Source organism: Pseudomonas sp. LjRoot277 (assembly GCF_964253845.1).
In the GTDB taxonomy this organism is placed as follows: Bacteria; Pseudomonadota; Gammaproteobacteria; order Pseudomonadales; family Pseudomonadaceae; genus Aquipseudomonas.
In genome coordinates this window covers 4,901,159-4,920,184 of the sequence record NZ_CAXURI020000001.1, presented here as the reverse complement: position 1 = coordinate 4,920,184, position 19,026 = coordinate 4,901,159, and the positions used below count along the sequence as shown (strand labels likewise).

Annotated in this window: 14 protein-coding genes, 2 tRNA genes and 3 rRNA genes; 11 read left to right on the top strand and 8 right to left on the bottom strand. The window is 56.1% G+C overall.

All coding sequences use genetic code 11. The annotated features are described in order from the left end of the window. Window positions 1–71: 71 nt before the first annotated feature. Together ssuD and msuE are read right to left on the bottom strand one after the other, a co-directional pair. A complete protein-coding gene (gene ssuD / locus ACSQ87_RS23100) occupies window positions 72–1,217 on the bottom strand; it encodes an FMNH2-dependent alkanesulfonate monooxygenase (protein ID WP_436274464.1) in 1,146 nt (381 codons plus the stop codon). A gap of 10 nt (window positions 1,218–1,227) precedes the next feature. Then, complete coding sequence (gene msuE / locus ACSQ87_RS23095) at window positions 1,228–1,791, bottom strand: FMN reductase (protein ID WP_436274463.1); 564 nt, start codon at window positions 1,789–1,791, stop codon at window positions 1,228–1,230. A 417-nt stretch (window positions 1,792–2,208) separates the two neighbouring features. On the opposite strand from msuE, the gene ACSQ87_RS23090 reads away from it, so the two are divergent. The 4 genes from ACSQ87_RS23090 to ACSQ87_RS23075 all read left to right on the top strand — a co-directional run bounded on the left by ACSQ87_RS23090 (window position 2,209) and on the right by ACSQ87_RS23075 (window position 6,430). Further along, window positions 2,209–2,478 carry a lipoprotein gene (locus ACSQ87_RS23090; RefSeq protein ID WP_033059223.1) on the top strand — a complete coding sequence of 90 codons (270 nt, stop codon included), beginning with the start codon at window positions 2,209–2,211 and terminating at the stop codon, window positions 2,476–2,478. A gap of 101 nt (window positions 2,479–2,579) precedes the next feature. Further along, complete coding sequence (locus ACSQ87_RS23085; protein WP_123368927.1) at window positions 2,580–3,194, top strand: LysE family translocator; 615 nt, start codon at window positions 2,580–2,582, stop codon at window positions 3,192–3,194. A 204-nt stretch (window positions 3,195–3,398) separates the two neighbouring features. Continuing rightward, a complete protein-coding gene (locus ACSQ87_RS23080) occupies window positions 3,399–4,556 on the top strand; it encodes a cysteine desulfurase family protein (protein WP_223431749.1) in 1,158 nt (385 codons plus the stop codon). A gap of 65 nt (window positions 4,557–4,621) precedes the next feature. After that, the gene (locus ACSQ87_RS23075) at window positions 4,622–6,430 is read left to right on the top strand and encodes an aminopeptidase P family protein (protein WP_436274462.1); all 1,809 of its coding nucleotides are present in this window, start codon (window positions 4,622–4,624) and stop codon (window positions 6,428–6,430) included. Here ACSQ87_RS23075 and ACSQ87_RS23070 read toward each other — a convergent pair. Next, window positions 6,423–7,343, bottom strand: coding sequence for a LysR family transcriptional regulator (locus tag ACSQ87_RS23070; RefSeq protein ID WP_223431751.1), 921 nt, complete (start codon window positions 7,341–7,343; stop codon window positions 6,423–6,425). The genes ACSQ87_RS23075 and ACSQ87_RS23070 overlap by 8 nt on opposite strands. Before the next feature lie 104 nt (window positions 7,344–7,447). Between ACSQ87_RS23070 and ACSQ87_RS23065 the strand changes: the two genes are divergently transcribed. Further along, the gene (locus ACSQ87_RS23065) at window positions 7,448–8,446 is read left to right on the top strand and encodes a zinc-dependent alcohol dehydrogenase family protein (protein WP_436274461.1); all 999 of its coding nucleotides are present in this window, start codon (window positions 7,448–7,450) and stop codon (window positions 8,444–8,446) included. Here ACSQ87_RS23065 and ACSQ87_RS23060 read toward each other — a convergent pair. Together ACSQ87_RS23060 and ACSQ87_RS23055 are read right to left on the bottom strand one after the other, a co-directional pair. Next, window positions 8,443–9,033 (bottom strand): 2-hydroxychromene-2-carboxylate isomerase, encoded by a 591-nt coding sequence (locus ACSQ87_RS23060; RefSeq protein ID WP_223431753.1) that lies wholly within the window; start codon window positions 9,031–9,033, stop codon window positions 8,443–8,445. The two genes, ACSQ87_RS23065 and ACSQ87_RS23060, sit on opposite strands and share 4 nt — an antisense overlap. A gap of 36 nt (window positions 9,034–9,069) precedes the next feature. Next, window positions 9,070–9,798: an SDR family oxidoreductase gene (locus ACSQ87_RS23055; protein ID WP_102616716.1), complete on the bottom strand. Its 729-nt coding sequence runs from the start codon at window positions 9,796–9,798 to the stop codon at window positions 9,070–9,072. 107 nt (window positions 9,799–9,905) lie between these two features. On the opposite strand from ACSQ87_RS23055, the gene ACSQ87_RS23050 reads away from it, so the two are divergent. After that, window positions 9,906–10,466, top strand: coding sequence for a TetR/AcrR family transcriptional regulator (locus ACSQ87_RS23050; RefSeq protein ID WP_223431754.1), 561 nt, complete (start codon window positions 9,906–9,908; stop codon window positions 10,464–10,466). 15 nt (window positions 10,467–10,481) lie between these two features. Here the strand turns inward: ACSQ87_RS23050 and ACSQ87_RS23045 are convergent, their stop codons facing one another. Then, complete coding sequence (locus tag ACSQ87_RS23045) at window positions 10,482–10,763, bottom strand: hypothetical protein (protein ID WP_149420568.1); 282 nt, start codon at window positions 10,761–10,763, stop codon at window positions 10,482–10,484. Between the two features lie 168 nt (window positions 10,764–10,931). Further along, a complete protein-coding gene (rhtA, locus tag ACSQ87_RS23040; RefSeq protein WP_436274460.1) occupies window positions 10,932–11,819 on the bottom strand; it encodes a threonine/homoserine exporter RhtA in 888 nt (295 codons plus the stop codon). Between the two features lie 660 nt (window positions 11,820–12,479). On the opposite strand from rhtA, the gene ACSQ87_RS23035 reads away from it, so the two are divergent. The 5 genes from ACSQ87_RS23035 to rrf all read left to right on the top strand — a co-directional run bounded on the left by ACSQ87_RS23035 (window position 12,480) and on the right by rrf (window position 17,765). Beyond that, window positions 12,480–14,018, top strand: a 16S ribosomal RNA gene (locus ACSQ87_RS23035). A gap of 161 nt (window positions 14,019–14,179) precedes the next feature. Beyond that, a tRNA-Ile gene (locus ACSQ87_RS23030) sits at window positions 14,180–14,256 on the top strand. A gap of 27 nt (window positions 14,257–14,283) precedes the next feature. Beyond that, window positions 14,284–14,359 (top strand) — tRNA-Ala (locus ACSQ87_RS23025). Window positions 14,360–14,610: 251 nt separating this feature from the next. Next, window positions 14,611–17,502 (top strand): 23S ribosomal RNA (locus ACSQ87_RS23020). Between the two features lie 147 nt (window positions 17,503–17,649). Continuing rightward, window positions 17,650–17,765, top strand: a 5S ribosomal RNA gene (gene rrf, locus ACSQ87_RS23015). Together the 16S, 23S and 5S rRNA genes with 2 tRNA genes alongside form the textbook arrangement of a ribosomal RNA operon. A 115-nt stretch (window positions 17,766–17,880) precedes the next feature. Here rrf and ACSQ87_RS23010 read toward each other — a convergent pair. Further along, complete coding sequence (locus tag ACSQ87_RS23010) at window positions 17,881–18,804, bottom strand: TIGR03571 family LLM class oxidoreductase (protein WP_436274459.1); 924 nt, start codon at window positions 18,802–18,804, stop codon at window positions 17,881–17,883. Between the last annotated feature and the right edge of the window lie 222 nt (window positions 18,805–19,026).

Below are 19,026 nucleotides of genomic sequence, written 5' to 3'. Positions count from 1 at the left end.
AACCGTCAACATTGATGTTGAATGTTATGGCCTCTTCGCGAGCAAGCCCGCTCCCACAGGGATTGCCCTGGTCAGGCCGTTGATTTAGCCGGCAACACATCATTGGCGATCATTTCGCCGAACGGCCCGGTGAGATTAGTGACGCCGCGCCCGGCCAGGCTGGCATACGGCTCAGGCAACAGCGGGAACACCAGCTCGGCAAAACGATAAGCCTCTTCGAGGTGCGGATAGCCGGAGAAGATGAAGCTCTCGATCCCCAGGTCCGCGTACTCCTTGATTCGCGCCGCCACTTGCTGCGGATCGCCCACCAACGCCGTCCCGGCACCGCCACGCACCAGGCCGACGCCGGCCCACAGGTTGGGGGAGATTTCCAGATTGTCACGACGCCCGTCATGCAACGCCGCCATGCGCCGCTGACCTTCTGAATCGAAACGCGAGAACGACTTCTGCGCGGCTGCAATGGTCTCGTCGCTGATGTGCTCGATGAGTTTGTCCGCGGCTTTCCAGGCCTCTTCGGCGGTCTCGCGAACGATCACGTGCAAGCGAATCCCGAACTTCACCGTGCGACCGTTTCGCGCGGCACGCTCACGCACATCGGCCAGTTTTTCCGCCACGGCGGCGGGTGGTTCGCCCCAGGTCAGGTAGACATCAACCTGCTCGGCGGCCAGTTCATGCGCTGCCTCGGAAGAACCGCCGAAGTACAGCGGCGGATAGGGTTTTTGCACCGGCGGATACAGCGCCTTGGCGTTCTGCACTTGCAGGTGTTTGCCTTCGAAATCCACCGATTCGCCTTGCAGCACCCGGCGCCAGATTTTCAGGAATTCGTCGGTCACTTCGTAGCGTTCGCTGTGATCGAGGAAGATGCCATCGCCACGGTTTTCATCCGGGTCACCGCCGGTGACCACGTTGATCAGCAAGCGGCCATTGGACAGTCGATCCAGTGTTGCGGCCATGCGCGCCGAGACTGTCGGCGAGATGATCCCCGGCCGAATCGCCACCAGATAACGCAGGCGTTCGGTCAGCGGCACCAGCGCCGAAGCAATCACCCACGAATCCTCGCAGGAGCGTCCGGTGGGAATCAATACACCGTGGTAGCCGAGGCTGTCGGCCGCCTGGGCCACTTGTTTCAGGTAGTTGAGTGTCACCGGGCGAGCGCCCTGAGTGGTGCCCAGGTAATGGCCGTCGCCGTGAGTCGGCAGGAACCAGAAAACATCCATGAAGAAGTCCTTAAGCGATTTTCAGCAGATTTTTTGGGTGCACGCCAAACAACGGCGCGGCGCGTTCTGCAGCAAGACGAATGCGGGCGTTCAAGGGCTCACTGGTTATTTGGTAATTGGAGAAGTCGGCTTCGGTGGCGTAGACGCCAATTGGCAAGGTCAATGCCTGGAAGAAACTGAACAGCGGCCGCAACTGGTGATCGAGGACCAGCGCATGGCGTTCGCTGCCACCGGTGGCGGCCAGCAATACCGGCGTGTCGATCAGCGCGTTGAGGTCGATCAGGTCGAACAGATGCTTGAGCAAGCCAGGGTAGGAACCGCGATAAACCGGCGCGGCGACGATCAGCAGGTCAGCGTTCTCGATCGCTTTCAGCTCGGCTTCGATCTCGGCGCTCAACTCCTGACGGGACAGCGCGGCACCCAACGGTCGGGCGATGTCACCCAGTTCAATCAGCTTGCTTTCAATCGGCAATTGCTCGGCCAGTTGCGCCAACAGCGCCTGGGTCAGCACCAACGTGCGGGACGGACGCCAGGTACCGCCGGAGAGGGCAACGACTTTCAATGGGCGCGACATGATCAGTTCCTTTTTAAACAGTTGCTCAGGGAGCAGTGAGTAGTCACTGACAGAGAGCAAGAGCTGTACCAATCCCTCGGAGCCCCGATTTACGGGGCTTTCAGCGTGTTGGCCGGTAGACACTGTACGAATGGCAGAGCTGTTTGTTGAATGACTGTTGCCTGGCAAACAGTTGCTTGGCAAACAGTTGCTTGGGCAACAGTGCGTGAAGCGATGACAGTTGTTATAAAGGCTCTGTGTTATTCCGTAAAAGACATAAAATTAATATTTATAGATCGTTTAGAGATATAAGGCGCTCTATCTGAGCGGCATTAGGCAAAGTTGATAGCCACTATCGAGAGCGTTGATTTCTGCTGATCGGATGCCCGGCGTAGCCTGTGTTTATTGCCCGAACCCAGATACACCAGGACGCTCACCATGAAACCTCTAATCGCTACTTTCTTGCTGCTTGCAGTCTCCGTGCTCGCCGGATGCGCCAGCCATGTTTCCCCGGAACTACGGCCGTACACCGCGGAAGAAACCAAGGAACTGGCACTTGAGGCGTTGAATCGTCGAGGTTTGTCCTTCGACGAATACCACGCGAAAAAAGCCGAATTGCTCGGCCAACCGCAAAAATCGTTCAGTTTCGACAAACAAGGCGAGATGAACGCCGAACGTGCTGTACAGCTTCATGGTCGTCCTAGCTGATCGAAAACTGTACCGCTCGAAGTTTCACGCAACTGTCCGTGGGTTTCCCTGAAGTCCTGCGATAGGGTCAACACCTGACTGACCCCAATGGACTGCCACCCATGACACTCTCGCTCGATCTGCTGCTGGGCTTTGCCCTGTTTGCACTTGTCACCTCGATTACTCCCGGCCCCAACAACACAATGTTGCTGGCATCGGGCGTGAACTTCGGCTTTAACCGCACCATCCCGCACATGCTTGGCATCACCTGCGGCTTCTTCGTGCTCGTGGTGGCGGTAGGCTTTGGCTTGGGCGCGGTGTTTCAGACCTATCCTTTGCTCTACAGCGTGCTGCGTTACGTCGGCGCGGCGTATTTGTTGTATCTGGCGTGGAAAATCGCCCATTCGGGACCGGTTTCCGAGAGTGAAAAGGGCGAGAACAAGCCGATCAGCTATTTGGGCGCCGCAGCGTTCCAGTGGGTCAATCCCAAGGCCTGGATCATGGCCATCGGTGCCATCAGCACCTACACGCCAATGCAGGGTTATTTCACCAACGTGATCGTGATTGCGGCCGTGTTCGCCTTGATCAACCTGCCGAGCGTCAGCGTCTGGGCAGGCTGTGGCACGTTGTTGCGCAACGTGCTGAAAGATCGTCGCTGGTTGCGTCTGTTCAACTGGGGCATGGCCTTGCTGCTGGTGGCTTCGCTGTATCCGTTGTTACTCGAAAGCTTTAGCTGACGCATTGCTTCAACCGGTTGCCCGATGCCTGTTAAGCTCGACTTCAGGAGCGTTCCTACGCACTTTTAAATGAAGTTGTACTTCTTTAACGGCCTCCGATCAGGTATTTCTAACGCTCTGAACGATCGGCGCAGCTCACGAGGCTGCGCTTTGACGTTTCAGTGACGAGCCTCCTGATCCCGGAACATGCTCTGCGAGTCTTCTATGAATAAACGTCCTCTGTATTTCGACTACGCCGCCACCACGCCGGTGGATGAGCGAGTCATCAAAGTCATGGTCGAGTGTCTGGGCTTTACCGGCAACTTCGGCAATCCGGCGTCCAGCTCCCATGCGTTCGGTCAACAGGCCCGGCAATCGGTCGAGCAGGCGCGGCGTCAGGTCGCCGAACTGGTCGGCGCCCAGGCGGACCAGATCGTCTGGACCTCGGGCGCCACTGAATCCAACAATCTCGCGCTCAAGGGCGTGGCCCAGGCTCGCGGCGTTTCTGGCGGCCACATCATCACCAGCCAGATCGAACACAAAGCGATTCTCGACACGGCAAAGCAGTTGCAGGACGCCGGTGTTGCGGTGACTTACCTGGTGCCTGACGCCGAGGGTCTGATTACCCCGCAAGCGGTCAGCGAAGCGATGCGCGAAGACACCTTTCTGGTGTCGCTGATGCTGGTCAACAACGAGCTGGGCACGGTCAACGACATCTCGGCCATCGGCGAAATCGTACGTGCTCGCGATGCGTTGTTCCATGTCGACGCGGCTCAAGGTGCAGGCAAAGTGGCGATCGATCTGGCCCGGTTGCCAGTGGATCTGATGTCATTTTCCGCCCACAAGATTTACGGCCCCAAAGGCATCGGCGCGCTGTACGTCGGGCCGCGCGCGCAGCAGCGTTTGCAGGCGCAGATTCACGGCGGTGGTCACGAGGGCGGTTTGCGTTCCGGCACCCTGGCGACTCACCAAATCGCTGGCATGGGTGTGGCGTTCTCGTTGGCGGCCGCCTCGTTCGATGAAGAGAAAGCCACGATCGTCCGGTTGCGTGAGCGCTTGCTCGAACAGCTGCTGAGTATTCCCGGCGTTCGCCTCAACGGCAGTCCGACCCAGCGCATCCCTCATACCCTGAGCCTGACCTTTAGCGAAGGCGAGTTCAATTCCGCGGCGTTGAGCACCTCGATCGCGTTTTCCGCGACCTCGGCCTGCAACTCCGCCAGCAATGCGCCCTCCCATGTGCTGCTGGCCCTGGGGCATGACGCCCGCTCGGCGAGTCGCACCATTCGCTTGAGTCTCGGCCGGTTCACCACCGAGCAAGACATCGACCAAGCGGTACACCTGATTAAAGCGGCCTGCGCCAGTGCTCCGGCATTTTGGCAATAAGGTCTGAAAGTGCCGGCGTTGATCGGCACTCAACAATAATGATGAAGTGATTAGCAGGAGACATGATGAGTACGCAGCCTTCGACCAATGGATCGGTGCCCCAACGCCTGGCGCAAACCCGCGAACTGATGAGCCGGGAGGGCATTCATGCTCTGCTGGTGCCGTCGGCCGACCCACATCTTTCTGAATACCTGCCGGGTTACTGGCAAGGGCGGCAATGGTTGTCGGGCTTCCATGGCTCGGTCGGCACGCTGATCGTTACGCCGGACTTTGCCGGCGTCTGGGCCGACAGCCGTTATTGGGAACAAGCGACCAAGGAACTCAAAGGCAGCGGCATCGAACTGGTCAAGCTGCAACCGGGTCAACCCGGCCCGCTGGACTGGCTGGCCGAGCAAACCCCTGAAGGCGGCGTCGTCGCGGTAGATGGTGCGGTAATGGCCGTGGCTTCGGCGCGTACGTTGGGCGGCAAGCTCGAAGAACGCGGCGCACGTCTGCGCACTGACATCGATGTGTTGAGCGAAGTCTGGAGCGACCGTCCGACGCTGCCGAATGAACCGATCTATCAACACCTGCCGCCTCAGGCGACGGTCAGTCGCGGCGAGAAACTGGCCAGGCTGCGTGAGGTTTTGAAAGATCGCGGTGCCGACTGGCATTTCATCGCCACCCTCGATGACATCGCCTGGCTGTTCAACTTGCGCGGCGGTGACGTGTCGTTCAACCCGGTGTTTGTTTCCTTTGCCTTGATCAGCCAGCAGCAGGCGACCCTGTTCGTGGCACTGAGCAAGGTCGATGCCGAGCTGCGCGCAATCCTCGAACAAGACGGCGTGACCCTACGCGATTACAGCGAAGTAGCCGCCGCCTTGCGCGCCGTACCGAGCGGGGCGAGCCTGCAAGTCGATCCGGCACGCGTCACTGCCGGCTTGCTGGATAACCTGGATAGCGGTGTGAAGCTGGTCGAAGGCCTGAATCCGACGACGTTGGCCAAATCGCAGAAAAGCCTGGCCGATGCCGAGCACATTCGTCAGGCCATGGAGCAGGACGGCGCGGCGCTGTGCGAATTCTTCACTTGGCTAGACACTGCGTTGGGCCGTGAGCGCATCACCGAACTGACCATCGACGAACACCTGACGGCCGCGCGTACTCGACGTCCGGGTTATGTGTCGCTGAGCTTCAACACCATTGCCGCGTTCAACGCCAATGGCGCAATGCCGCACTACCACGCCACCGAAGAAGAACACGCGGTGATCGAAGGCGACGGTCTGTTGTTGATCGACTCCGGCGGCCAGTACCTGGGCGGCACCACTGACATCACGCGGATGGTGCCGGTCGGTACGCCGACTGATGAGCAGAAGCGCGATTGCACGCGGGTGCTCAAAGGCGTGATTGCGTTGTCCCGTGCGCAATTCCCTCGTGGCATTCTCTCGCCCTTGCTCGATTCGATTGCCCGTGCGCCGATCTGGGCTGAAAGCGTTGACTACGGTCACGGCACCGGTCACGGCGTCGGCTACTTCCTCAACGTGCACGAAGGCCCGCAGGTCATCGCCTATCAAGCCGCCGTGGCACCGCAAACCGCGATGCAACCGGGCATGATCACGTCCATCGAACCGGGCACTTACCGTCCGGGACGTTGGGGTGTGCGGATCGAGAACCTGGTGTTGAACCGCGAGGCGGGCAAAAGCGAATTCGGTGAATTCCTGAAGTTTGAAACCCTGACCTTGTGCCCGATCGACACTCGCTGCCTGGAACCGTCGCTGCTGACCGATGACGAAAAACAGTGGTTCAACGCCTACCACGCTGAAGTGCGCCAGCGCTTGAGCCCGTTGCTCGACGGCGCAGCCCTTGAGTGGTTGAACACTCGGACTGCGGCTATTTGATCGGTTGGAGTTCAGGCGCTTCTTCGAGCGCCTGGCTCATGTAGTCGACAAAGGCTTTGACCCTGGCGGATTGGCGACGATTCGCCGGGGACACGGCATGAATCGGCAGCGACTGCGCGCTGTATTCCAGCAGAATCGCGGTCACACGTCCCGCCTTCAAGTCCTCGCTGAACAGCCAAACCGGCGACAGTGAAATCCCCAATCCCCCCACAACCATCTCGCGAATCGCCTCGGAGTTGTTACTTTGTGCGTTGCCCTTGATTCGCACTTCGTGACGCTGGGCCTCTCTCTCGTAAACCCATAGGTTCTGACTGTTCAGCAGGTTGAACTGCAGGCAGTTGTGCTCGCTCAGTGCTTGCGGTGTTTGCGGCCGGCCGTGTTGCGCAAGGTAATCGGGCGCTGCGACGGTCACTCGGTGGGTGGTGCCGATGTGGCGGGCAATCAATCCGCTGTCGTTCAACTCGCCGATCCTGAACGTGACGTCCAGTCCTTCACTGACCAGGTCCTGATTTTGATCGCTCAGTTGCAGATCAATCTGCACCTGAGGATGTTTTTTGAGGAATGCCGGCAGTCGCGGAGCAATCTGCAAGCGCCCGAAGCTCACGGAAGATCCGATTTTCAGGTTTCCGGCAACAGCTTCGCGGCCGGAGTGAAAACTGTGCTCTGCGGCGTCAACGGCCGCCAGAATTTGTCGACATTCGGCGTAGTACCGCTGGCCTTCGTCTGTCAGGGACAGTTGTCGGGTGCTGCGGGAAATCAACTTTCCACCCAGCTCAGTTTCCAGTGCTCGCAGCACTTTGCTGATGGTCGGCTGGCTGGTCTGCAATTCCCGGGCGACGGCAGAAAAGCTGCCACGTTCGACAACGCGGACGAAGATCGCCATTGCATTGAGTTTGTCCACGGGGTTTCTCATTGATGCCAAATGGGCATGGTCACTATAGCTATATAGCGTCTTATCGGCATGAGTGAGTGAGAGGAAGATTTATCCCACAGCCACCTCTGACGGGAAATTGCGAAATGACTGACTCACTTGAAATGCGCGCTCTGATTGTTGATTCGGCCAACGGGCCTTTACGCTTGGCTTCCATTCAACGGCCGGTGCCTGGAGCCGGTCAGGTGTTGGTCAGGATCAAGGCCAGTGGGGTGAACCCTTTGGATGGAAAGATTCGGTCGGGTCAGGCTGCTCATGCACGTCAACCGTTGCCGGCGGTGTTGGGGATGGATCTGGCGGGAACAGTGGCGGCATTGGGGGAAGGCGTCAGTGGATTGCTGCCGGGTGATGAGGTCTATGCGATGGCCACCGGCATTGGCGGTGCGCAGGGTTCACTGGCGGAGTACGCCGTCGTCGATGCACGCCTGCTGGCGCGCAAGCCAGGCAATCTGAGCATGCGCGAGGCGGCAGGGTTGCCGTTGGTACTGATCACAGCGTGGGAAGGATTGGTGGATCGTGCGCGGGTGCGGGCGGGGCAAAAAGTGCTGATTCACGGTGGTGCGGGTGGTGTCGGGCATGTGGCTGTGCAAATTGCCCGGGCTTTCGGTGCTGACGTGTTTGCCACCGGGTCGGCCAGGCAGCAGGCGATCATTGAAGGGTTCGGTGCGACGTTTATTGATTACCGCAAATCTTCGGTTGAGGAGTATGTGGCTGAGCACACGGCGGGGGAGGGCTTCGATATTGTCTACGACACGCTGGGCGGTGTGACGCTGGACGCTTCATTCAAGGCTGCTCGGGTCTACGAGGGGCATGTGGTGAGTTGTCTCGGATGGGGGACGCACAGTCTTGCGCCGCTCTCGTTTCGTGGGGCGACGTATTCCGGAGTGTTTACCTTGTTGCCGTTGCTGACTGGCAAGGGTCGCGAGCATCACGGGGAGATACTTCGGGAGGCGGCGCAGTTGATCGAGGCGGGTCAGTTGAAACCGTTGCTCGACCCTCGGCAGTTTACCCTGCAAACCGCCGAGGCCGCCCATGAGCTGCTCGTTTCGGGAGCTGCGCAGGGGCGGTTGGTTGTCGAGATTTAACTCAGGGCTTCAAGGACGAAGTCCAGGCGATCCTGGCCGAAGAACAGCTGATTATCGACAAACATGCTTGGGGCACCGAATACGCCCCGTTGCACCGCTTTCTCTGTGTTGTTCTTGAGAGTGGCTTTGACTTCCTCGTCGGCGGTCAGGGCCAGCACCTCATTTGGATCGAAACTGTTCTGTGTCAGTACTGAGGCGACGGTCGCCAGGTCATCGAGGCTGCGGCCTTCAACCCAGAGGGCGTGAAACAGGCAATCGATGAACGCCAGAAAGCGTTCGGGATGGCGCAACTGCATGCCGGTGACAGCGCGCATCAGCATCAGGGTGTTGATAGGAAAGTGGGGATTGAACTTCAGTGGCACGCCATAGCGCTTGGCATAGCGGTCCAGGTCTTGAAACATGTAGCGGCCCTTGGCAGGGATGGTCGCGGGGGAGGCGTTACCAGTGGCTTTGAAGACGCCACCCAGCAGGATGGGTATGTAGATCAACTGGCTGTCGGTCCGCTCGCAGATCTTCGGTAGTTGGGTATAGGCCAGGTAGGTGGCGGGGCTGCCGAGGTCGAAGTAGAACTCCACGGTTTTGCTCATGGTCGGTGCGCTCTGTTTATTATTGTGGGGGAGGGCTTACCAGCGTTCGCTCCAGGGGCGCAGGTCCAGCTCGAAGGTCCATGCGTCACGGGGCTGGCTGTGCAGGTACCAATAGTTCTCGGCAATGTGCTCTGGATTGAGAATGCCGTCCTGGTCCTTGGTCGCGTACTTTTCGGGGAAACTCTCGCGGATAAAATCGGTATCGATGGCACCGTCGACTACAACATGGGCGACGTGAATGTTCATCGGCCCCAGTTCACGCGCCATGCTTTGCGCCAGGGCACGAATCCCGTGCTTGGCGCCGGCGAACGCCGCAAATCCTGAGGCCCCACGCAGGCCAGCGGTAGCACCGGTGAACAAAATAGTCCCGCGTTGACGCTTGGCCATGCGCTTGGCCACTTCACGAGCGTTGAGAAATCCTGAGAAGCAGGCCATTTCCCAGATCTTGAAATATTTGCGCGCGGTTTCTTCAAGAATGCTGCAAGGCACATTGGCGCCGATGTTGAAGACGAACGCTTCGATTGGGCCAATCTGGCTTTCGATCTGCTCAACTAACGCAATCACGTCCTCTTCCTTGCGTGCATCGCAGGCAAACCCGTGGGCTTCACCGCCATCGGCCTTGATGGCGTCCACCAACGGCTGGAGTTTGTCCGCGCTGCGGCGGGTGACACACGCCACAAATCCCTCCTGCGCAAAGCGTTTTGCAATTGCGCCGCCGGTGGCATCCCCGGCACCTACAACCAGTACGACCTTCTTGTTATTCATGGGTAGTTCCCTTTGCTAAACGATCGTTAACTAAACGATCGTTAACTAAACGAACGTTATGCTACGATTCGGCAAGCGTCAAGGCGATCAATCCTGAGGGCAAGGCAATGCGTTACTCGGTCAATCACAAACTGGAAACCAAAGAGAAGCTACTTGAAAGCAGTGCGGTGTCGGCCAAGAAGTCTGGTTTTTCAACGGTGGGTGTCGACGGTTTGATGAAGGCGATCGGTTTGAGTGGCGGGGCTTTCTACAGTCACTTTTCGTCGAAGGATGAGCTGTTCGCTTCAATCGTCGAGCGTGAGCTGTCTCAAAGCCTGGAGCGTTTAGGGGCGGACCAGAATCCTGAGAAGCTCCAGCGCTGCCTGAAACACTATCTGAGCATGGCTCATGTCGAGCACCCGGAATCCGGTTGTGCTTTGCCGGCGTTGGGGGCTGAGATTGCACGTTCAGACGTGATGATTCGCCAGCAGGCGGAGAACTGGATTTGTCGGCTTCAAAAGAGTTGGGCGCAGGTTCTGGAAAGCGACAGCCTGGCATGGGCGATTCTGTCGCAATGTATCGGTGCGTTGGTCATTGCGCGAATGCTGGCCACGCCAGACATCCAGCGCGCGGTACTGAAGTCCAGTTACGATGAGATTGGCCGTCAGATCGCAGGTCCACGAACCTGACAAGACGGCATCAATCTATTTGCAGATGACGATCATGCTGCGACTGGTATAGCCGGCAGGGTTGAGGCCGAACGGGTAATCGCCTGGTTCTTCCACAGCGTCCCCTGACTTGGCGATGACCTTGTAACCTTTGGGAGCGCACGAGTTGGCAGCGCTGGTGTAGCACTTGTCCCAGGATGACGAGAGCCCGGAACAGTTGATATGCAGCCCTCTCTTGCCGTGTTTTATCTGGGTTTTCGATGTCGCCGCGCAGCCCGCAACCGCAAGTACGGCGATCAGTATCAAAATTCGTTTCATTACTGTCCTTATAGCGTCCCCGGATCTTTGCGCCCGGGTCTGGCTGCATTCGCTTTCGCTTGAAGCGTTCTGATGTCCCTATCTGAAAAATCCATGTCTGACACTGGGTTACGGGTCTAAACATGGCCTAATTGCGCGGCAAATACCAGACCCTCGTCAAATCCTGTCTCAATCTGCAGCGACAGCAGGCTTGGCTGTACTCCCCATCGTCATGGTCGCGCCTATGGAAGCCAGAATGATGCACATGATGGCCATCCATTGTGACAGCGAGAGGTACTCATGGAGAAACAACAGGCCTGACAGGGCGCCGATCGCAGGTTCAATACTCATCAACGTGCCGAAGGTCCGGGTAGGGATTCGGGTGAGGGCGACCATCTCCAGCGTGTAGGGCACGGCGGTGGACAGAATGGCGACAGCGATGGCCACGGGGATAAGTGAAGGAGTGAGCAGCGCGGCGCCAGCATGGACGATGCCGATAGGGGCTACAAAAAGTGCCGCAATCATCACACCCAGTGCCGCGGTCTGCACGCCATTGTCGGCGCCGGCCTTTTGGCCGAACAGAATGTACAGCGCCCAGCAGACACCTGCGCCCAGTGCGTAACCGGCGCCTACCAGATCGATTCCCGCGGTCGCTTCTCCCAAAGGTATTAACAGCAGCAAGCCGACGGCTGCCAGGGCGATCCACAAAAAGTCGATGGCGCGACGTGAGGCGTAGATGGCTACCGCCAGTGGGCCGGTGAATTCCAGCGCAACCGCGATACCGAGGGGGACGGTTTGCAAGGACATATAGAAGAGGAAGTTCATGCCGCCCAACGCCATTCCGTAGACGATGACGGTGCGCAGGGATTTTGCGGTGAGCTTCGCTCGCCAAGGGCGCAGTATCAACATCATGATCACACTGGCGAAGATCAGCCGCAGGGTGGTGGTCCCTTGCGCGCCGATAATGGGGAACATGCTTTTAGCCAGGGAGGCTCCCGACTGGATTGATGCCATGGCTATCAATAGCAGGCCAACCGAAAACAGGGTCGAGGCAAGGCTGCGAGGTTGGTCATTCATGGCGTGGCATCGTCCAAGTAGGAAGCGAGAGTGTTATTGGGCAATATACTGCGCATTCATGGCTGGCGCGTCTATATATAAGCAGCGATTTTGAGCATCCTTATAGAAAAGCGTAATTAAGGGTTGACGACAGATTCTGGAAGTCTATAATTCGCCCCACTTCCGGCGCGGTCGAAACGGAAAACTCCTTGGTAAACAACGAGTTATGCAGTTTTCGACAGCGAGTTGCTTCAGGTCATCGAAGCCCAGAAGGAGTTGAAAGAGCGAGGTGGTTTGGCTCTTTTAACGATTCGATCTTCTCGGTCGAAAGCGGAGAAAAAGAGGTGTTGACAGCAGCGAGTAACGCTGTAGAATTCGCCTCCCGCTAACGAGAGATCGCAAGCGCAAGTGGTTGAAGTTGCAAAGGAAATTTTGAAAACTTCTTAAAATAACCGCTTGACAGCAACAGAGGCTGCTGTAGAATGCGCGCCTCGGTTGAGACGAAAGATCTTAACCAACCGCTCTTTAACAACTGAATCAAGCAATTCGTGTGGGTGCTTGTGGAGTCAGACTGATAGTCAACAAGATTATCAGCATCACAAGTTACTCCGCGAGAAATCAAAGATGTAACCAACGATTGCTGAGCCAAGTTTAGGGTTTCTTAAAAACCCAAAGATGTTTGAACTGAAGAGTTTGATCATGGCTCAGATTGAACGCTGGCGGCAGGCCTAACACATGCAAGTCGAGCGGCAGCACGGGTACTTGTACCTGGTGGCGAGCGGCGGACGGGTGAGTAATGCCTAGGAATCTGCCTGGTAGTGGGGGATAACGCTCGGAAACGGACGCTAATACCGCATACGTCCTACGGGAGAAAGCAGGGGACCTTCGGGCCTTGCGCTATCAGATGAGCCTAGGTCGGATTAGCTAGTTGGTGAGGTAATGGCTCACCAAGGCGACGATCCGTAACTGGTCTGAGAGGATGATCAGTCACACTGGAACTGAGACACGGTCCAGACTCCTACGGGAGGCAGCAGTGGGGAATATTGGACAATGGGCGAAAGCCTGATCCAGCCATGCCGCGTGTGTGAAGAAGGTCTTCGGATTGTAAAGCACTTTAAGTTGGGAGGAAGGGCATTAACCTAATACGTTAGTGTTTTGACGTTACCGACAGAATAAGCACCGGCTAACTCTGTGCCAGCAGCCGCGGTAATACAGAGGGTGCAAGCGTTAATCGGAATTACTGGGCGTAAAGCGCGCGTAGGTGGTTTGTTAAGTTGGATGTGAAATCCCCGGGCTCAACCTGGGAACTGCATTCAAAACTGACAAGCTAGAGTATGGTAGAGGGTGGTGGAATTTCCTGTGTAGCGGTGAAATGCGTAGATATAGGAAGGAACACCAGTGGCGAAGGCGACCACCTGGACTGATACTGACACTGAGGTGCGAAAGCGTGGGGAGCAAACAGGATTAGATACCCTGGTAGTCCACGCCGTAAACGATGTCAACTAGCCGTTGGGAGCCTTGAGCTCTTAGTGGCGCAGCTAACGCATTAAGTTGACCGCCTGGGGAGTACGGCCGCAAGGTTAAAACTCAAATGAATTGACGGGGGCCCGCACAAGCGGTGGAGCATGTGGTTTAATTCGAAGCAACGCGAAGAACCTTACCAGGCCTTGACATCCAATGAATCTGCTAGAGATAGCGGAGTGCCTTCGGGAACATTGAGACAGGTGCTGCATGGCTGTCGTCAGCTCGTGTCGTGAGATGTTGGGTTAAGTCCCGTAACGAGCGCAACCCTTGTCCTTAGTTACCAGCACGTAATGGTGGGCACTCTAAGGAGACTGCCGGTGACAAACCGGAGGAAGGTGGGGATGACGTCAAGTCATCATGGCCCTTACGGCCTGGGCTACACACGTGCTACAATGGTCGGTACAGAGGGTTGCCAAGCCGCGAGGTGGAGCTAATCCCAGAAAACCGATCGTAGTCCGGATCGCAGTCTGCAACTCGACTGCGTGAAGTCGGAATCGCTAGTAATCGCGAATCAGAATGTCGCGGTGAATACGTTCCCGGGCCTTGTACACACCGCCCGTCACACCATGGGAGTGGGTTGCACCAGAAGTAGCTAGTCTAACCTTCGGGAGGACGGTTACCACGGTGTGATTCATGACTGGGGTGAAGTCGTAACAAGGTAGCCGTAGGGGAACCTGCGGCTGGATCACCTCCTTAATCGACGACATCAGCTGCTCCATAAGTTCCCACACGAATTGCTTGATTCATTGAAGAAGACGATAAGAAGCAGCCCTAACAGGTTGTAGCTTAGTTGGTTGGAACGCACCCCATGCTCTGTGGTAAAGAGCAGGGTGAGGTCGGACTTAAAGCTCGAAATTGGGTCTGTAGCTCAGTTGGTTAGAGCGCACCCCTGATAAGGGTGAGGTCGGCAGTTCGAATCTGCCCAGACCCACCAATTTTGTGTGGGAACCTGTAGAAATACGGGGCCATAGCTCAGCTGGGAGAGCGCCTGCCTTGCACGCAGGAGGTCAACGGTTCGATCCCGTTTGGCTCCACCACTACTGCTTCTGTTTGTTGAAAGCTTAGAAATGAGCATTCCATCGTGATGATGGTGAATGTTGATTTCTAGTCTTTGGCTAGATCGTTCTTTAAAAATTTGGGTATGTGATAGAAAGATAGACTGGACGTTACTTTCACTGGTAACGGATCAGGCTAAGGTAAAATTTGTGAGTTGCTCTTGATTAAGAGAGCATGCGAATTTTCGGCGAATGTCGTCTTCACAGTATAACCAGATTGCTTGGGGTTATATGGTCAAGTGAAGAAGCGCATACGGTGGATGCCTTGGCAGTCAGAGGCGATGAAAGACGTGGTAGCCTGCGAAAAGCTTCGGGGAGTCGGCAAACAGACTTTGATCCGGAGATGTCTGAATGGGGGAACCCAGCCATCATAAGATGGTTATCTTAAGCTGAATACATAGGCTTAAGAGGCGAACCAGGGGAACTGAAACATCTAAGTACCCTGAGGAAAAGAAATCAACCGAGATTCCCTTAGTAGTGGCGAGCGAACGGGGACTAGCCCTTAAGTGGCTTTGAGATTAGCGGAACGCTCTGGAAAGTGCGGCCATAGTGGGTGATAGCCCTGTACGCGAAAATCTCTTGGTCATGAAATCGAGTAGGACGGAGCACGAGAAACTTTGTCTGAATATGGGGGGACCATCCTCCAAGGCTAAATACTACTGACTGACCGATAGTGAACTAGTACCGTGAGGGAAAGGCGAAAAGAACCCCGGAGAGGGGAGTGAAATAGATCCTGAAACCGTATGCGTACAAGCAGTGGGAGCCCACTTTGTTGGGTGACTGCGTACCTTTTGTATAATGGGTCAGCGACTTATTTTCAGTGGCGAGCTTAACCGAATAGGGGAGGCGTAGCGAAAGCGAGTCTTAATAGGGCGTCTAGTCGCTGGGAATAGACCCGAAACCGGGCGATCTATCCATGGGCAGGTTGAAGGTTGGGTAACACTAACTGGAGGACCGAACCGACTACCGTTGAAAAGTTAGCGGATGACCTGTGGATCGGAGTGAAAGGCTAATCAAGCTCGGAGATAGCTGGTTCTCCTCGAAAGCTATTTAGGTAGCGCCTCATGTATCACTGTAGGGGGTAGAGCACTGTTTCGGCTAGGGGGTCATCCCGACTTACCAAACCGATGCAAACTCCGAATACCTACAAGTGCCGAGCATGGGAGACACACGGCGGGTGCTAACGTCCGTCGTGAAAAGGGAAACAACCCAGACCGTCAGCTAAGGTCCCAAAGTTATGGTTAAGTGGGAAACGATGTGGGAAGGCTTAGACAGCTAGGAGGTTGGCTTAGAAGCAGCCACCCTTTAAAGAAAGCGTAATAGCTCACTAGTCGAGTCGGCCTGCGCGGAAGATGTAACGGGGCTCAAACCATACACCGAAGCTACGGGTATCACTTAGGTGATGCGGTAGAGGAGCGTTCTGTAAGCCTGTGAAGGTGAGTTGAGAAGCTTGCTGGAGGTATCAGAAGTGCGAATGCTGACATGAGTAACGACAATGGGTGTGAAAAACACCCACGCCGAAAGACCAAGGTTTCCTGCGCAACGTTAATCGACGCAGGGTTAGTCGGTCCCTAAGGCGAGGCTGAAAAGCGTAGTCGATGGAAAACAGGTTAATATTCCTGTACTTCTGGTTATTGCGATGGAGGGACGGAGAAGGCTAGGCCAGCTTGGCGTTGGTTGTCCAAGTTTAAGGTGGTAGGCTGGAATCTTAGGTAAATCCGGGATTCTAAGGCCGAGAGCTGATGACGAGTTACCCTTTGGGTGACGAAGTGGTTGATGCCATGCTTCCAAGAAAAGCTTCTAAGCTTCAGGTAACCAGGAACCGTACCCCAAACCGACACAGGTGGTTGGGTAGAGAATACCAAGGCGCTTGAGAGAACTCGGGTGAAGGAACTAGGCAAAATGGCACCGTAACTTCGGGAGAAGGTGCGCCGGTGAGGGTGAAGCATTTACTGCGTAAGCCCATGCCGGTCGAAGATACCAGGCCGCTGCGACTGTTTATTAAAAACACAGCACTCTGCAAACACGAAAGTGGACGTATAGGGTGTGACGCCTGCCCGGTGCCGGAAGGTTAATTGATGGGGTTAGCTAACGCGAAGCTCTTGATCGAAGCCCCGGTAAACGGCGGCCGTAACTATAACGGTCCTAAGGTAGCGAAATTCCTTGTCGGGTAAGTTCCGACCTGCACGAATGGCGTAACGATGGCGGCGCTGTCTCCACCCGAGACTCAGTGAAATTGAAATCGCTGTGAAGATGCAGTGTATCCGCGGCTAGACGGAAAGACCCCGTGAACCTTTACTATAGCTTTGCACTGGACTTTGAATTTGCTTGTGTAGGATAGGTGGGAGGCTTTGAAGCGTGGACGCCAGTTCGCGTGGAGCCAACCTTGAAATACCACCCTGGCAACTTTGAGGTTCTAACTCAGGTCCGTTATCCGGATCGAGGACAGTGTATGGTGGGTAGTTTGACTGGGGCGGTCTCCTCCTAAAGAGTAACGGAGGAGTACGAAGGTGCGCTCAGACCGGTCGGAAATCGGTCGTAGAGTATAAAGGCAAAAGCGCGCTTGACTGCGAGACAGACACGTCGAGCAGGTACGAAAGTAGGTCTTAGTGATCCGGTGGTTCTGTATGGAAGGGCCATCGCTCAACGGATAAAAGGTACTCCGGGGATAACAGGCTGATACCGCCCAAGAGTTCATATCGACGGCGGTGTTTGGCACCTCGATGTCGGCTCATCACATCCTGGGGCTGAAGCCGGTCCCAAGGGTATGGCTGTTCGCCATTTAAAGTGGTACGCGAGCTGGGTTTAGAACGTCGTGAGACAGTTCGGTCCCTATCTGCCGTGGACGTTTGAGATTTGAGAGGGGCTGCTCCTAGTACGAGAGGACCGGAGTGGACGAACCTCTGGTGTTCCGGTTGTCACGCCAGTGGCATTGCCGGGTAGCTATGTTCGGAATAGATAACCGCTGAAAGCATCTAAGCGGGAAACTAGCCTCAAGATGAGATCTCACTGGGACCTTGAGTCCCCTGAAGGGCCGTCGAAGACTACGACGTTGATAGGTTGGGTGTGTAAGCGCTGTGAGGCGTTGAGCTAACCAATACTAATTGCCCGTGAGGCTTGACCATATAACACCCAAGCAATTTGCTGACCTGAAGAGGCACCAGATTGCGGTGTGTGAAGACGACACAAGTCGAAAATTCGCAACGCAACACACAAATCTATTGCATACCCAATTTGCTGATACGTCGAAAGACGGCTCAGTACCCGAATTTCTTGACGACCATAGAGCATTGGAACCACCTGATCCCATCCCGAACTCAGCAGTGAAACGATGCATCGCCGATGGTAGTGTGGGGTTTCCCCATGTGAGAGTAGGTCATCGTCAAGATTAAATTCCGAAACCCCTATCTGCATCTGCAGGTAGGGGTTTTGTTTTGCCCGCAGGAAAGTGCCGTGGCGAAAAAGGGACGCCCCATCGGCTATCCCTGGTTCCAGCAGCATCGTTAGTGAAACGTCGGCAGAACGTATTCAGCGATCTCTTCAATAACCTCGGCAACCGGCCGCTCGCTACGACGCAGATGCAAGCCAACGTGCTGCACACCGGCTTCACGCAAATCCTGAAGCTCATCAATCAATGCCAGCCTCCCGCAGCTGCCGCCAAAACGTACACGCCGCATCGGTGCATGAGGATTGGCCGCCAGATCCAGGTGAACGAAGCTGATGTAGGGTTTGTCGCCGCCGACCTCCCGCCACAGCCCCACTCGGCGCCGATGCTCATCCGGAGTGCCGGGGTAGGCGAGCCAGCCATCCATGTGTTGGCCGATCCACGCTGGGGATTGCTGACCAAGACCTGCAACCAGCAATGGCACTGGCTGATCTCGCTCCGGTAACAGGCGAGCACCTTCCGGCAAGCGTCCTTCACCTTGGCTGCGCAACAACTCAACCGTATCGCGAAAGATCTCTCCCCGCTGATCGTAGTCCACACCAAACAACGGATACTCCATAGGTCGGTCGCCACTGGCCACACCCAGTAGCAGACGTCCATCACTCAGTTCATCAACACTGTTGGCTGCCTTGAGCGTCAACCACGGTTGACGTAGCGGTAATACAACCGCCGCTGTACCCAGCATGATGTTGTCAGTGATCCCTGCCAGGTAACCAAGGTAGGAAAAGGTTTCGAAGACCTGTGCGGCGTCGCCGAAGTTGGGGACGTAAACCGGGACATCGCGCACCCACAGGGAGCGGAAACCAGCCTTGTCTGCGAGGCGCGCCATAGCGGCGTGCTGCTTCAGGTCCGGAGCACCAAAAGGCCGGTCTTCGGCAATCCGCAGCCGCTGCCCATCGCTGGACCAATCATTATCCAGCGGGAGTTCAAGCCCAATGGAAAATCCATTGGAGCCCAGTAATCGTTGAAATCGTGGATGCATGAAAAGACTCCAAAAAAACATAACGGAATGACATGCATCCAGTATCTATAGGCCCTCCTTCAAGAAAAATGCATGAATGGGAATATCAATCTTGATCAAAACGCACGGGTCATAAAAAAACCGAACGTCGTTTTGGCCCTCAAGGACAACCGTTAGAGGAAATCGCACTAAAGTGACCGTCCGGTTTTTGGTATGGTGCAGCTCGTTTTTTAACGGACTGAT

Bases quoted from the DNA above. Each gene is read 5' to 3' on its own strand.
- ACSQ87_RS23050 (WP_223431754.1), top strand. From the start codon at position 9,906: ATGCGTTACTCGGTCAATCACAAACTGGAAACCAAAGAGAAGCTACTT.
- ACSQ87_RS23065 (WP_436274461.1), top strand. From the start codon at position 7,448: ATGACTGACTCACTTGAAATGCGCGCTCTGATTGTTGATTCGGCCAAC.
- rhtA (WP_436274460.1), bottom strand. From the start codon at position 11,819: ATGAATGACCAACCTCGCAGCCTTGCCTCGACCCTGTTTTCGGTTGGC.
- ssuD (WP_436274464.1), bottom strand. From the start codon at position 1,217: ATGGATGTTTTCTGGTTCCTGCCGACTCACGGCGACGGCCATTACCTG.
- ACSQ87_RS23085 (WP_123368927.1), top strand. From the start codon at position 2,580: ATGACACTCTCGCTCGATCTGCTGCTGGGCTTTGCCCTGTTTGCACTT.
- ACSQ87_RS23055 (WP_102616716.1), bottom strand. From the start codon at position 9,798: ATGAATAACAAGAAGGTCGTACTGGTTGTAGGTGCCGGGGATGCCACC.
- msuE (WP_436274463.1), bottom strand. From the start codon at position 1,791: ATGTCGCGCCCATTGAAAGTCGTTGCCCTCTCCGGCGGTACCTGGCGT.
- ACSQ87_RS23060 (WP_223431753.1), bottom strand. From the start codon at position 9,033: ATGAGCAAAACCGTGGAGTTCTACTTCGACCTCGGCAGCCCCGCCACC.
- ACSQ87_RS23075 (WP_436274462.1), top strand. From the start codon at position 4,622: ATGAGTACGCAGCCTTCGACCAATGGATCGGTGCCCCAACGCCTGGCG.
- ACSQ87_RS23045 (WP_149420568.1), bottom strand. From the start codon at position 10,763: ATGAAACGAATTTTGATACTGATCGCCGTACTTGCGGTTGCGGGCTGC.
- ACSQ87_RS23070 (WP_223431751.1), bottom strand. From the start codon at position 7,343: ATGAGAAACCCCGTGGACAAACTCAATGCAATGGCGATCTTCGTCCGC.
- ACSQ87_RS23010 (WP_436274459.1), bottom strand. From the start codon at position 18,804: ATGCATCCACGATTTCAACGATTACTGGGCTCCAATGGATTTTCCATT.
- ACSQ87_RS23090 (WP_033059223.1), top strand. From the start codon at position 2,209: ATGAAACCTCTAATCGCTACTTTCTTGCTGCTTGCAGTCTCCGTGCTC.
- ACSQ87_RS23080 (WP_223431749.1), top strand. From the start codon at position 3,399: ATGAATAAACGTCCTCTGTATTTCGACTACGCCGCCACCACGCCGGTG.